This window comes from Rhizobium sp. KNZ14-9A (genome assembly GCF_056755015.1).
In genome coordinates this window covers 4,651,469-4,664,833 of the sequence record NZ_JBPGXB010000002.1, presented here as the reverse complement: position 1 = coordinate 4,664,833, position 13,365 = coordinate 4,651,469, and the positions used below count along the sequence as shown (strand labels likewise).

General features: G+C 59.5%; 11 protein-coding genes. 4 read left to right on the top strand and 7 right to left on the bottom strand.

The window, feature by feature from the left end:
- Positions 1–83: 83 nt before the first annotated feature.
- Positions 84–962, top strand: a complete 879-nt coding sequence (locus ACR9ZQ_RS29750; protein ID WP_481429253.1) for a LysR substrate-binding domain-containing protein — start codon at positions 84–86, stop codon at positions 960–962.
- Here the strand turns inward: ACR9ZQ_RS29750 and ACR9ZQ_RS29745 are convergent.
- Entirely contained in the window at positions 954–3,035 is a 2,082-nt protein-coding gene (locus ACR9ZQ_RS29745; RefSeq protein ID WP_481429252.1) for a putative bifunctional diguanylate cyclase/phosphodiesterase, read from the bottom strand. The genes ACR9ZQ_RS29750 and ACR9ZQ_RS29745 overlap by 9 nt on opposite strands.
- Positions 3,036–3,306: 271 nt before the next feature.
- Here ACR9ZQ_RS29745 and ACR9ZQ_RS29740 point away from each other — a divergent pair, with 271 nt between their 5' ends.
- A complete protein-coding gene (locus ACR9ZQ_RS29740; RefSeq protein WP_113323785.1) occupies positions 3,307–3,525 on the top strand; it encodes a hypothetical protein in 219 nt (72 codons plus the stop codon).
- A 90-nt stretch (positions 3,526–3,615) separates the two neighbouring features.
- Here ACR9ZQ_RS29740 and serA read toward each other — a convergent pair whose 3' ends face one another.
- From serA to ACR9ZQ_RS29725, 3 genes are all read right to left on the bottom strand, one after another.
- On the bottom strand, positions 3,616–5,211 hold the full coding sequence (gene serA, locus ACR9ZQ_RS29735; RefSeq protein WP_310383403.1) for a phosphoglycerate dehydrogenase: 1,596 nt from the start codon (positions 5,209–5,211) through the stop codon (positions 3,616–3,618).
- An 82-nt stretch (positions 5,212–5,293) separates the two neighbouring features.
- Positions 5,294–6,472, bottom strand: coding sequence for a phosphoserine transaminase (locus ACR9ZQ_RS29730; protein WP_310383404.1), 1,179 nt, complete (start codon positions 6,470–6,472; stop codon positions 5,294–5,296).
- Positions 6,473–6,611: 139 nt separating this feature from the next.
- Positions 6,612–7,226: an NAD(P)H-dependent oxidoreductase gene (locus ACR9ZQ_RS29725; RefSeq protein ID WP_481429251.1), complete on the bottom strand. Its 615-nt coding sequence runs from the start codon at positions 7,224–7,226 to the stop codon at positions 6,612–6,614.
- A 93-nt stretch (positions 7,227–7,319) separates the two neighbouring features.
- On the opposite strand from ACR9ZQ_RS29725, the gene ACR9ZQ_RS29720 reads away from it, so the two are divergent.
- The gene (locus ACR9ZQ_RS29720; protein WP_481429250.1) at positions 7,320–7,940 is read left to right on the top strand and encodes a TetR/AcrR family transcriptional regulator; all 621 of its coding nucleotides are present in this window, start codon (positions 7,320–7,322) and stop codon (positions 7,938–7,940) included.
- Positions 7,941–7,992: 52 nt separating this feature from the next.
- Here ACR9ZQ_RS29720 and ACR9ZQ_RS29715 read toward each other — a convergent pair whose 3' ends face one another.
- Entirely contained in the window at positions 7,993–8,838 is an 846-nt protein-coding gene (locus ACR9ZQ_RS29715; protein WP_481429249.1) for an outer membrane protein, read from the bottom strand.
- A 322-nt stretch (positions 8,839–9,160) separates the two neighbouring features.
- Between ACR9ZQ_RS29715 and ACR9ZQ_RS29710 the strand changes: the two genes are divergently transcribed.
- Positions 9,161–9,775: a class I SAM-dependent DNA methyltransferase gene (locus ACR9ZQ_RS29710; RefSeq protein WP_481429248.1), complete on the top strand. Its 615-nt coding sequence runs from the start codon at positions 9,161–9,163 to the stop codon at positions 9,773–9,775.
- A 45-nt stretch (positions 9,776–9,820) separates the two neighbouring features.
- On the opposite strand, the gene glmM is transcribed toward ACR9ZQ_RS29710, so the two are convergent.
- Complete coding sequence (gene glmM / locus ACR9ZQ_RS29705; protein WP_007827040.1) at positions 9,821–11,173, bottom strand: phosphoglucosamine mutase; 1,353 nt, start codon at positions 11,171–11,173, stop codon at positions 9,821–9,823.
- Between the two features lie 232 nt (positions 11,174–11,405).
- A complete protein-coding gene (ftsH, locus tag ACR9ZQ_RS29700) occupies positions 11,406–13,337 on the bottom strand; it encodes an ATP-dependent zinc metalloprotease FtsH (protein WP_310383415.1) in 1,932 nt (643 codons plus the stop codon).
- Between the last annotated feature and the right edge of the window lie 28 nt (positions 13,338–13,365).

The window sequence follows — 13,365 nt, the reverse complement described above, 5'->3', positions numbered from 1 at the left end:
TTCATACCGGCATCAAATAATCGCTTCCAACGATTTATCTTTGTCATTTCGTTCGATAAAATCGAATGATTAATGGAGGCGACATGACACTGGAGCAGCTGAGAATATTCGTAGAGGTGGCAGCGCGTCAGCACATCACGAAGGCGGCAGCTCACCTGAACATGACCCAGTCGGCCGTCAGCGCCGCAATCACCGCATTGGAGACACGACACGGCGTCACCCTCTTCGACCGGGTTGGCCGTTCGATCGTGCTGAACCGGACCGGCCAGTTGTTCCTGAAGGAAGCACAGGCCGTACTGACCAGCGCAAAGGCGGCGGAGGCCGCCCTGATGGACCTCTCCGGCCTCATGCATGGAGAGCTCACGATCATGGCGAGCCAGACGATCGGCGGCTATTGGCTATCGCCGCGACTTGCCACGTTCCGCCGAAATTATCCCGGCATCGAACTGGCAATCCGCATCGGCAACACTGCTGAAGTGTCTGACGCCGTTGCCAATGGCGAGGTGGAGGTAGGCCTCATCGAGTGGCCGAGCGACAGGCGCGGCGTTTCGGCAAGGCAGATCGCCCTGGACGAGATGATCGTCGTCGTTGCTTCCAACCACCCATGGGCTGACGGCAAATCACGCGCCCCGACCGATTTTTCTCAGACGCAATGGGTCCTGCGCGAACAGGGGTCCGGCACCCGCCTCGCCTTCGAAAGCCTTCTGCAAAGGGCGGGCCTCGATATCGATGCGCTTGATGTGGCGATGGTGCTGCCGGAGAACGAGCCGCTCGTCGGCGTCGTTGAAGCTGGCATCGGCGCGACGCTGGTGTCGCGGAGCGTGGTTTGCATGAAGCTGCGCAACGGTCTTCTCACCGAGGTGAATGTGCCGCCCCTGCCCCGTCCCTTCTTCCTCCTGCGCCATGAGGAGCGCTATCGCAGCAAGGCGGGCGATGCTTTCGATGCTATGATCTCAGGCTGATGCCTTCTTGAGTTGGCGTCCGTAGATCAGTGCTTCGGCCTCATGCTGCGGCATGGGTCTGCCGAGAAGATAGCCCTGCACTTCGCCAAACCCTTCGGCCCGCAGCTGCTGCAATTGCTCCTCGGTCTCGATGCCTTCGGCGAGCGTAACCGCATTGAAGCCGGAGCCGATGCCGGCCACGGCCCGCACGATGGCCAGATTGCCGGGATCGGTCTCGATGCCGGACACGAAGCTGCGGTCGAGCTTGATCTTGTCGAAGGTGAAGGCGCGCAGATAGCTGAGCGACGAATAGCCCGTGCCGAAATCGTCGATCGCGATGCGCACACCGAGTTCCTTCAACGCCCGAAGCAGCGGCAGGCTCTGCGCCACATCGGCCAGGAAGACGGATTCAGTGATTTCGATTTCCAGCCGTTCGGGACGCAGACCCGCCTCATCAAGCGCGCCAACAACGCTGGAAAGCAGGCTCGCATGGCGGAACTGGCTGACGGAAAGATTGACCGCGATCTTCAGATGGCCCGGCCAGGAAGCGGCCGTACGGCAGGCCTCCCGCAGCACCCAGTCGCCGATCGGAATAATTAGCCCCGTCTCCTCCGCCAGCGGAATGAATTCCATCGGCGGCACAAGACCACGCACCGGATGCCGCCAGCGGATCAGTGCTTCGAAACCGCCGATTCCATCATCCTCGAGCTGGACGATGGGCTGATAGTAAAGCTCGAACTGCCCGTGTTCCAGCGCACTACGCAGTTCGCCGGTCAGATGATGGCGACGCTCGGCCTCGAGCCGCATCGCAGGCTCATAGAAACGATAGGTCGAGCGGCCGCTTTCCTTGGCGGCATAGAGCGCGAGGTCGGCATGGCGCATCAGCACATCGGCCTCGCCGGCATCGACAGGCGCCAGCGCAATGCCGATGCTGCAGGTGACATGCTCCCGGGTGCCATCAAGATCAAAAGCTCTGGCAAGCGACTTGAGCAGCAGATCGGCGAAACGCTCTGCCCGATCGGGCTCGACAAGCTGCAGCACGACCGCGAATTCATCGCCGCCGAGACGCGCCACGAGGTCGCCGTCATCGCCAAGTGCCAGCAAGCGCTCCGCCACCTGGCAGAGAAGCGCATCGCCTGCGGCGTGGCCCTTGCTGTCATTGATCGTCTTGAAGTGGTCGACGTCGATGTAGAGCAGCGCCACCGGCTTTTCGATAGAAGCGGTAATGGCCTGCTTGCGGATATGTTTGGAGAAGGCGGCGCGGTTCGGCAGGCACGTCAGCGAGTCATGCATAGCAAGATGCGCAAGCCTCGCCTCCACTGCGCGCTCTTCCGTCACATCGTGAGAGATGCCCAGCAGATAGCGCGGCTCCTTCCCTTCAGGCGCCGGCAGGGCACGCTTGACGGTGCGAAGGATCCGCTGGCCACCGTCGGCTCGCTCCATTGTCTCCTCGAAGCTGATCGTCGCACCGGCGACGAACGCTTCGTGATCCTGTTCGCGAAAGATGTCGGTCTGCTCAGAGGGGAAGAAATCCCGGTCCGTCCTTCCAACCACGTCGCCGGTACGAAAGCCCATGATCTCGCCGCACGCCTCGTTCAGCAGGATGTAGCGGCCATCCTCTTCCATATCCTTCACGAAGACGCCAACGGGCAGGTTGTCGACGATGCTGTCCAGTAGCGAACGTGTATCGGTGATCTGGCGCTGCGCGGCATTCACCTCGGTACGGTCCTGCACGATCGCCAGGATCGCAGCCCTTCCTTCGAAGCGCACTTCCCGGCCGTAGGTCAGAACCTCGATGGCCTCGCCATTGGCCTTCAGATGCGTCCAGCGCTCGGCCTTCTCCATGTCAGTGCGATCATGAACGGCGCTGAGCATCCGCTCGCGCTCGGCAGCTGGGCGGATATCGAGCACGGTCATGCCCTGATAGTCCTCTGCGCTGTAGCCATAGAGCATGAGCGCCGCATCATTGACGATCAGGAAGCGTAGCGTATCCGGATCGTAGACCCACATTGGAGAGGGATGCGTCGTAAACAGCGAACGGAAATCATCAACAAGAGCTTCGGACTGCCCGGATATCGTCTGAAACGAGGCCATTGAGAAATTCACGCAAAATTGGAACCAATATTGAAAGTGGTATAGCCGAGAAAGCTAAATAAAATCACAATCATAAGGGGCCTAAACTTTGAGCGCACGCCCTTAAAATAAGCAGTGAAAGTTTCTCGAACCGGCCATTTCGCGGCTCAGTTGAAAATTTCAGTGGCCGGCCAAGCCAAGGGCTCGGCCACGCGGCTGATTGTCGGGCGGAACCAAATCATTTCCAAAGAGTTATTTTCGATTGAAAATACAACCCATCGGCAGGGAGGCGATGATGGGCACACCCGCAATGACAGATCATGATAAGATCCGGGAATGGATCGAAGCACGCGGCGGCCATCCAGCCCGGATGAAAAGCGGCCTGGTCGGCGTTGATTTCGGCAGGCAGGAAAGCTCTGTCGAGAACATTTCCTGGGACGAGTTCTTCAGGGTTTTCGACGCGAGCAGAGACACTTTCCTGCATCACGACACCAACGCCACCCGCCACTGATCACAGGTTACTAACGACATGCACTGAACCATGCAAAAAACCGGCCCAGAGACCGGGCCGGTTTTTCATGTCTTTCCTTGGGAGGAAAACTCAGTCGACGTTGAAGGCCAGTAGCTTTGCCTGGCGGATCGCAGCATTGGCCGTGAGTTTGCCTAGAACGACATCGTCAACCGCGGCGTCAACATAGAGCAGAGCAATAGCATCGCCCCCCTGTTTGTCGCGGCCGAGCTGGAAGTTGGCGATATTGACGCCGGCAGCACCAAGCGTCGTGCCGATGAAGCCGATCATGCCGGGAACGTCGGTATTGGCGATGTAGATCATGTGGCTGCCGACATCGGCGTCGAGGTTGATGCCCTTGATCTGGATGAAGCGCGGCTTGCCGTCGGAGAAGACCGTGCCGGCAATCGAGCGCGTCATGGATTCAGTGGTCACCGTCAGCTTGATGTAGCCGTCGAAGACGCCCGACTTGTCGCGCTTGACCTCGGAAAGGATAACACCCTTTTCCTTGATCATGATCGGTGCCGAAACCATGTTGACATCGGCCACCTGCGAACGGATCAGGCCGGCGAGAACCGCCGAAGTCAGCGCGCGGGTGTTCATGTTGGCCGTGACGCCATCATAAAGGATTTCGATTTCCTTGATCGGCTCTTCCGTGACCTGGCCGACGAAGGCGCCGAGAACATCGGCAAGCTTGATGAACGGCTTCAAGATCGGCGCTTCTTCAGCGGTAATCGACGGCATGTTGATGGCGTTCGAAACCGCACCCTTGACGAGGTAGTCCGCCATCTGCTCGGCAACCTGCAGAGCGACGTTTTCCTGCGCTTCGGTGGTCGAGGCGCCGAGATGCGGCGTGCAGACGACGTTCGGCAGCCCAAAGAGCGGGCTTTCCTTGGCGGGTTCGACTTCGAAGACGTCAAAGGCGGCACCGGCGACATGGCCGGACCTGATGGCATCGGCAAGGGCTGCCTCATCGACGAGACCGCCGCGAGCGCAGTTAATGATGCGAACGCCGGGCTTGGTCTTGGCAAGCGCTTCCTTGTTCAGGATGCCGCGCGTCCTGTCGGTCATGGGCACATGCAGCGTGATGAAATCGGCTTGGGCCAACAGTTCGTCGAGCTCGACCTTGGTGACGCCCATCTCCTCGGCGCGCTCCTTGGAGAGGAACGGGTCATAGGCGATGACATGCATCTTCAGGCCAATGGCGCGGGCACAGACGATGGAGCCGATGTTGCCGGCGCCGATGACGCCGAGCGTCTTGCCGGTGATTTCGACACCCATGAACTTCGACTTTTCCCACTTGCCGGCCTGCGTGGACGTATCGGCAGCCGGAAGCTGGCGGGCAACCGCAAACATCAGGGCGATCGCATGTTCAGCCGTCGTGATCGAGTTGCCGAAGGGCGTGTTCATGACGATGATACCGCGGCGCGATGCGGCCGGGATATCGACATTGTCGACGCCGATACCAGCACGGCCGACGACCTTGAGGTTCTTGGCCGCTTCGATGATCTTCTCTGTCACCTTCGTGGCGGAACGGATGGCGAGACCATCATAGTTTCCGATGACTTCGAACAGCTTGTCCTTGTCCTTGCCGAGCTGCGGCTGGAAATCGACTTCGACGCCGCGATCGCGAAAAATCTGGACAGCGGTTTCCGACAGTTCGTCGGATACGAGAACGCGAGGTGCCATGAGGGCCTCCTTCAAAGAGTTCAGCGATGAATGAATTCGGAATGCGAGGCTCCGCCATCAGGCGGAGCCGGATGCGATCACGTCAGGCAGCAGCCTGGGAAAGCGTTGCTTTCTGGGTTTCAAAGGCCCAGGAAAGCCAAGGCATCAGCTTCTGCATGTCAGCGGTTTCGATCGTGGCACCAGCCCAGATGCGTAGGCCGGACGGAGCGTCACGGTAAGCGCCGATGTCGTAAGCGACGCCTTCCTTTTCGAGGAGAGCGACGAGACCCTTGGCGAAATTCGCCTGACCATCGGCATCGAGAGCAGCCACATCCTTGTCGACGATCTTCAGGCAGATCGAGGTGTTGGATTCGGTCTCCGGCTTGACAGCCAGATTGGCGATCCAGTCGTTTGCGGCGACGAAATCGGCAATAGCCTTTGCATTGGCGTCAGCGCGGCCGATCAAAGCCTTGAGACCGCCGAGCCGCTTGGCCCAGAGAAGCGCATCGATATAGTCCTCGACGCAGAGCATCGACGGCGTGTTGATCGTCTCGCCCTGGAAAATGCCTTCGATCAGCTTGCCGCCCGAAGTCAGGCGGAAGATCTTCGGCAGCGGCCATGCCGGCTGATAGGAGACGAGCCGTTCGACGGCACGCGGCGACAGGATGAGGATGCCATGCGCACCCTCGCCGCCCAGAACCTTCTGCCAGGAGAAGGTGACGACGTCGAGCTTGGCGAAATCGAGGTTTTGCGCGAAGGCGGCCGAGGTCGCATCGCAGATCGTCAGGCCCTTGCGATCAGCCGGGATAAAATCGGCATTCGGAACGCGGACGCCAGAAGTGGTGCCGTTCCAGGTGAAGACCACGTCACGGTCGAAATCGACGGTGGAAAGGTCGGGAAGTTCGCCGTAACCGGCTTCGATCTTGCGCACGTCCTTGAGCTTGAGCTGCTTGACGACATCGGTAACCCAGCCGGCGCCGAAGCTTTCCCAGGCGACCATATCGACGCCGCGCTCGCCGAGCAGCGACCAAAGCGCCATCTCGACGGCACCGGTATCGGAAGCCGGCACGATGCCGATGCGGTAATCCGCAGGCACTTCCAGAATTTCGCGGGTGAGATCGATCGCCTGCTTCAGCTTGGCCTTGCCGACTTTCGCGCGGTGCGAACGGCCAAGGGCCGCATCGGAAAGGGCTTCGAGCGTCCAACCAGGACGTTTCGCGCAGGGGCCAGAAGAAAAATGAGTGTTTTGCGGACGCACGTCCGGCTTTGCGGTATTTGCCATATTGCTACCCTTCCAGATAGATGGCTCCTCGTTGGGGAGGAGTGTCCCGCCGCCGTGTTTATGGGTGAAGCCGGTCATAGTCAAGCGGGAGATGTCGTTTCTGGAGGCTATTTTGCCGCAGCAGCGATCACAGCTCGGGTTAAACCGCGCCGCTGGCGGCGCGATGGCCTGCGTTGAAGATATCGCTGCCAATGCGGCGCGCCATCTCAATATGCGCGGCACCATTTCCTGCATCCGAGTCGAGAAGCAGTTCCGACGTCACCACAGGAGCACCGCAATAGTCGAAAATGCCATGATTGATCTGCGTCTTGATGGCGCTGAAATAGCCGTGCCGCTCATAGGTGCCGGCATCCGCACCGCCGATGCCAACGAGATGGACTGGTAGATGTCTAAGCTTTTTCACAACCTTGCCAGACGTGTCGTCATAAGCCCAGCCATTGGCAAAGACACGATCGATCCAGCCCTTCATCAATGCCGGCATGGACCACCAATAGACAGGGTAGACCAATACGAGCGCATCGGCGCGATCGATCCTTGCCTGCTCGGCGGCGACATCGGCAGGTGCCGCGGCTTTCCGGCGATGAGCCGCAATATCGGCCTCGTTAAATCTGGGATCGAAAGCCTCTTTCGTCAGGTCTGCGATCTCGAAGGAGTTAGCGGCATCTGAAGCCGTTATACCTTCGGCAATCCCCACGGCAATGGCGTGACTGAGAGAGCCGAAATCGGGATGAGCGAGAACGATGAGTGCATGCATGTCGAAACCTCCTGATCGGCGATTGCGAGCAAAGCCAATCGCCTATATACTTTTCGTAGGCTACTTTTAGTAAGTTACTTTTCGTAGGTTACGATGTCAAGCACCGACAAAGACCACATCGACGCTCTTCCTCGCCCCCGTCGCCGGCTTTCGAGAGAAGAACGCCATCGCCAGCTGATGGATGTCTCGTGGCGATTGATCAGGGCGGAAGGAACGGACGCGCTGACGCTGGGGCGCCTCGCCGAACAAGCCGGTGTGGCAAAGCCTGTCGTCTATGATCACTTCGGCACGCGGCCGGGATTGCTTGCGGAACTCTACCGCGAATTCGACGATAGGCAGACGGCGCTGATGGATACTGCGCTTCGCGAAAGCGGACCTGCATTGAGCGACAAGGCCAAGGTCATGGCGGCCGCCTTTATCGATTGCGTTCTCACACAGGGGCGCGAAATTCCTGACGTCATCGCCGCTTTGGCAAGTTCTCCGGAGCTGGAAAAGGTCAAGCACAAGTGTCAGGTGGTTTTTATGGACCAGTGCAGATCCGTGCTTACTCCCTTCGTTGGTGCAGGGACAATCGCGTCAGCCAGCCTTTGGGCAATGCTCGGCGCTGCGGAAACTCTCTCCTATGCTGCGGCAACCGGCGAGATCAGTGCCAGCGAGGCTGAAAGCGAACTTTTCGAAATCATTCTGGCAATGGTCGCCAGAAACACCCGTTGAAACGAAAAAGCCGCCCTTGCGGGCGGCTTTCGATAATCCTTGAAGCTATGGCTTACTTGTAGACCGGCTGCTGCAGCGGAATTTCCGGCGGTTCGTAGGCAACCGGCTGAGCGCAGCCGCCAAAGAGATAGCGCGCGCCGACACGGGCTTCGTGGACGTTGACGCCACGGTCGCGACCCGGGCCGCCGTTTTCGTTGTAGCCGAACATGTTGCCGCCATCGATATGCAGATAGCGGTAGCCGACATCGGCCTTGACGTTGCAGGTCACGTCGATCGAGGCGCCGGCCATGAGGGCGTAGCTGAAGCGCCAGCCGCCGCGACCGCCATGGACGACTTCATCATCGCACCCGCTGCCATCATCGGCGCAGGCGACGTTGTGGAGGTCCTTCCACTTGACGTAGGAACCGCCGATACCGGCGCCGACATAAGGCGTGAAGTATGCGTAGGTGCCGAGATCCACATAGGCGTTGGCGAGCAGCGTGTAGGCCGTCATCGACGATACGTCTCTCGACGTACATGCGATCACGCAGGCGCCGAAGTCAGCGCCGCCGCCGACCGTCGAACCACGGAAGTCAGACTTGGTGAGATAGTCGAAGGTCAGGTCGGTGCGCAGATAGCTGTTGATCTGGTAACCGACACCACCGCCGACCGTCCAGGCATCTTCAAGGTCCGCATCGTCGAAGTCGGCTTCGAGAGCATTGCTGCCCTGGAAGAACTTCGCGCCACGCAGGTCGGTGAAGGCGTAGCCGACATCACCGCGCAGATACCAGCCGGTCGATTCGCTCACGGCGACTTCCGGCGGCTGTTCCGGGATGGGTTCGACCGGAGCAAGATCGGCAGAATAGGCATTCGACGCGATCAACAGCGCGGCGAAGATACCGGACAAAGTTCGTTTCATGGATTCACTCCAGTCGGTTGCGTCGGCGCGTTGCAGGCCGCCAAAACGGATATGCTTTTTATGGATAATGAATCGGAAACGTTAAAAGCTGCTTAACCATAAGAAGTAATGCGAATATTCACAGCAGAACATGTTTCGAAAAGTAACCTGCCCGTCTCGACTTCCCAGATCGGGAAGACAACGAATAAAAAGCCCGGCGAACGTTCACGCTTGCGAACGACGGATGAGCAAAGACGAGCAAACCGCATCACCCCGCATGTTCATCTGGGATCGAACCGCTTAAGACAAATCGAAGATTTTTCCACAGAGGATCAGCCAGCGTATGCAGAACAGCAACAGGCAGGCCGCCGAAACCATTACCGATCTCTACGAACGGCATGCCAAAGTCTGGGATACAAGCCGCGGCAAGACCCTTTTTGAACGGAGCTGGCTGAATCGCTTCACCACGCTGATACCACAAGGCGGGTCAATCCTCGATATCGGCTGCGGTTCCGGCGAACCTCTCGCGCGTCATTTCATCGAAAGCGGCCACGCAGTGACCGGTATCGATTCCTCGCCCAGCCTGATCGACATGTGCCGGACGCGCTTTCCAAACTCCGACTGGCAGGTCGCAGATATGCGCCGCCTGTCGCTCGGCAGAAGTTTCGATGGGCTGATTGCCTGGGACAGTTTCTTCCATCTGCCCTTCGAGGACCAGCGGCGCATGTTCCCGCTGTTTCGCACGCATTCGAAGCCGGGAACCGCGCTGATGTTCACCAGCGGCCCAGCACATGGCGAAGCTATGGGCGTTTTCGTCGGTGAACCACTTTATCACAGCAGCCTCGGCCCGGATGAATATCGCGCCCTGCTCACCGAACACGGCTTTACAGTCGTCGCCCACAAGGCGGAAGACCCGGCCTGCGGCAATCACACGGTCTGGCTCGCGCAACGCCAATAAAAAAGCCGGCGCGGAGGCCGGCTTTCAATCCTTTTTGCGGCGCTTTCAGGCGGCGCTGCGTACGCTAGAAATCGTGCCGATGAGATCGTTGACGATCCGCTCGATCTGCGCACGGTCGTCGCCTTCCGCCATGACGCGGATCAGCGGCTCGGTGCCGGACGGGCGAATGACGAGGCGGCCGTTCTTGGAAAGCTCGGCTTCCGCATCGGCAATCGCCTTGACCACCTGCAGATCCTCCAGCGGCTTGCCGCCGGTAATGCGGACATTGCGCAGAAGCTGCGGCACCGGCTCGAAGCGGCGGCAGATTTCGCTGACCGTTTTACCAGTACGTTTGACAGCCGCCAGAATCTGCAGGGCGGCAACGAGACCGTCGCCTGTTGTGCCGTAATCCGAAAGCACGATATGGCCAGACTGCTCGCCGCCGACATTGTAATTGTGCTGGCGCATATGCTCGACGACGTAACGGTCGCCGACCTTCGTACGGGCAAGGCCGAGGCCCTTGTCCTCGAGGAAGCGCTCGAGGCCGAGATTGGACATGACGGTCGCAACGATACCGTTGCCGCGCAGCTGCTGGCTCTCTGCCCAGCTTTCGGCGATGACGGCCATCAGTTGATCGCCATCGACGATCGAGCCGTTTTCATCGACGATGATGACGCGGTCCGCATCGCCATCGAGCGCAATGCCGATATCGGCGCGCACCTCGTCGACCTTCTTCTGCAGGGCGACCGGGCTGGTAGAGCCGCAATTCAGGTTGATGTTCGTGCCGTTCGGATCGTTGCCGATCGTCACCACGTCGGCGCCGAGCTCCCAGAGAACGGCGGGCGCCACCTTGTAGGCCGCACCGTTGGCGCAGTCGACCGCGACGCGGAGGCCCTGCAAGGTCACGTCGCGCGGCAAGGTGCGTTTGACGTGCTCGAGATAGCGGTAGATATCGCCATCGACACGCTTGGCTCGGCCGATTTCCTCAGCCTTGGCAAGCTGTCCCGATAGATCCTTGTCCAGCAGGTCCTCGATCTGCGCTTCGATATCATCGGAGAGCTTGTAACCATCAGGGCCGAAAAGCTTGATACCGTTATCTTGGAACGGATTGTGCGAGGCCGAAATCATCACGCCGATATCGCATCGCAGCGAACGCGTCAGCATGGCAACCGCAGGTGTCGGAATAGGACCGAGCAGGAACACGTCCAGTCCCGCCGCGGTAAAGCCGGCCACGAGGGCATTCTCCAGCATGTATCCCGACAGGCGCGTGTCCTTGCCGATCACCACACGATGACGGTGGGCGCCGTTACGGAAGATCGTTCCTGCAGCTATGCCGACCCGCATCGCGAGATCCGGCGTCATGGGGAAGATATTGGCTTGGCCTCGGATGCCGTCCGTCCCAAAATAGCGTCTTTTCATATGCACTCCTGCGCTTTCCGCGCGCCGTAGAAGCTTAGGCATTCCTCAAACAAGAATCCGGCTTCAAAGAATGGTGCTGCGCCCGAAACCTTGTCTTTAGTCAGCGGAATGCCACAAAATCGCGTAACCGGCACGTAAATTACCAAGAAAACTGATTATATCCTGTTACTAATATTAAAAGGGCCGGATTCCCTGTGGAAATCCGGCCCTTTAAGCAAATTCCTGTTCAATTTCAGTGAGGCTGTGGTTCCAGCCCACCCTCGGGTTCATCACCCTTGGAAGCAGGGCGCGCACCGGCCTTCGGCACGGCCGAGCCGCGGCTCGGAGGCGAATCATCGCCAAGATCGCGCGCAGGCTTTTCGCCACGGATCAGAGCCTTGATCTCTTCGCCGGTCAGCGTCTCGTATTCGAGCAGCCCTTCGGCGAGAGCGACGAACTCGTCATGCTTTTCCGTCAGGATCGTGCGAGCCTGCGTATAGGCCTCGTCGATCAGACGGCGCACTTCGTTGTCGATCTTCTGCGCGGTCGCTTCGGAGACGTTCTTCGACTGCGAAACAGAATGACCGAGGAAGACCTCCTGCTGGTTCTCGCCATAGGCAACCTGGCCGAGCTCGTCGGAGAAGCCCCATTGGGTGACCATCGCACGGGCAAGCTTGGTCGCCTGCTCGATGTCGGAGGAAGCACCCGAAGTGATGTTCTCCTTGCCGAAGGTCAGTTCTTCGGCAACGCGGCCGCCCATCATGATGCAGAGGCGCGAGATCATCCACTTGTAGCTCATCGAGTAGCGGTCGCCCTCGGGAAGCTGCATGACCATGCCGAGTGCACGGCCGCGCGGAATGATCGTTGCCTTGTGCAGCGGATCGGCGACGGCGACGTTCAGCGCGGTGATGGCATGACCGGCCTCGTGATAGGCGGTGAGCTTCTTTTCCGCTTCGGTCATAGCCGAAGAGCGGCGCTCCGCACCCATCATGATCTTGTCCTTGGCGTCTTCGAATTCCTGCATGGTCACGACACGCTTGTTGCGGCGGGCGGCCATGAGGGCGGCTTCGTTGACGAGGTTCATCAGGTCCGCACCGGAGAAACCGGGCGTACCGCGAGCCAGAACCTTGAGATCGACATTCGGTGCCAGCGGAACGTTGCGGGCATGAACCTTCAGGATGCGTTCGCGGCCGACGATGTCAGGGTTCGGAACGACGACCTGGCGGTCGAAACGGCCCGGACGCAGCAGCGCCGGATCGAGAACGTCAGGACGGTTGGTCGCGGCGATCAGGATGATGCCTTCATTGGCTTCGAAACCGTCCATCTCGACCAGGAGCTGGTTCAGCGTCTGTTCGCGTTCATCGTTACCGCCGCCGAGACCGGCGCCACGATGGCGGCCGACGGCGTCGATTTCGTCGATAAAGATGATGCAGGGTGCATTCTTCTTCGCCTGCTCGAACATGTCGCGGACGCGGCTTGCACCGACACCGACGAACATTTCAACAAAGTCCGAACCGGAAATGGTGAAGAACGGCACGTTGGCTTCGCCGGCAACCGAGCGGGCGAGCAGCGTCTTACCGGTACCCGGAGGGCCGACAAGCAGCACGCCGCGCGGGATCTTGCCACCGAGGCGCTGGAACTTCTGCGGATCGCGCAGGAACTCAACGATCTCTTCCAGGTCCTGCTTGGCTTCATCGACGCCGGCAACGTCGTCGAAGGTCACGCGGCCATGCGCCTCGGTCAGAAGCTTGGCCTTGGACTTGCCGAAGCCCATCGCGCCGCGCGAACCGCCCTGCATCTGCCGCATGAAGAACAGCCAGACACCAAGGATCAAGAGCATCGGCAGCAACGTTCCGAGATAGCTCAGGAAGCCGGAGGAACCATCGGTTTCCGGGCGCGCAGTGACAGCGACATTCTTGGATTGCAGGCGCTCCAGCAGATTGTCGTCGATCACAGGCGAATAGGTCTGGAAGGTATTGTTATTCTCCAGATATGTTCCGGTCAGCCTGTTACCGGTGACCACAACATCCTTCACGCGGCCCGCATCGACCTCACGCAGGAACTGTGAATAAGGAACTTCACGCGAACCCGTCTGCGCCGGAGCCGTCTGGAACATACTGAAGAGGGCGATCAGCAGAAGCGCTATGATCGCCCACAAGGCGAAATTACGTAAGTTAGGGTTCATTGAACTCCCCAGCACTGGACAGTCGCCT

Bases quoted from the DNA above. Each gene is read 5' to 3' on its own strand.
- ACR9ZQ_RS29710 (WP_481429248.1), top strand. From the start codon at position 9,161: ATGCAGAACAGCAACAGGCAGGCCGCCGAAACCATTACCGATCTCTAC.
- ACR9ZQ_RS29730 (WP_310383404.1), bottom strand. From the start codon at position 6,472: ATGGCAAATACCGCAAAGCCGGACGTGCGTCCGCAAAACACTCATTTT.
- ftsH (WP_310383415.1), bottom strand. From the start codon at position 13,337: ATGAACCCTAACTTACGTAATTTCGCCTTGTGGGCGATCATAGCGCTT.
- ACR9ZQ_RS29725 (WP_481429251.1), bottom strand. From the start codon at position 7,226: ATGCATGCACTCATCGTTCTCGCTCATCCCGATTTCGGCTCTCTCAGT.
- ACR9ZQ_RS29740 (WP_113323785.1), top strand. From the start codon at position 3,307: ATGATGGGCACACCCGCAATGACAGATCATGATAAGATCCGGGAATGG.
- ACR9ZQ_RS29745 (WP_481429252.1), bottom strand. From the start codon at position 3,035: ATGGCCTCGTTTCAGACGATATCCGGGCAGTCCGAAGCTCTTGTTGAT.
- ACR9ZQ_RS29715 (WP_481429249.1), bottom strand. From the start codon at position 8,838: ATGAAACGAACTTTGTCCGGTATCTTCGCCGCGCTGTTGATCGCGTCG.
- serA (WP_310383403.1), bottom strand. From the start codon at position 5,211: ATGGCACCTCGCGTTCTCGTATCCGACGAACTGTCGGAAACCGCTGTC.
- glmM (WP_007827040.1), bottom strand. From the start codon at position 11,173: ATGAAAAGACGCTATTTTGGGACGGACGGCATCCGAGGCCAAGCCAAT.
- ACR9ZQ_RS29720 (WP_481429250.1), top strand. From the start codon at position 7,320: ATGTCAAGCACCGACAAAGACCACATCGACGCTCTTCCTCGCCCCCGT.
- ACR9ZQ_RS29750 (WP_481429253.1), top strand. From the start codon at position 84: ATGACACTGGAGCAGCTGAGAATATTCGTAGAGGTGGCAGCGCGTCAG.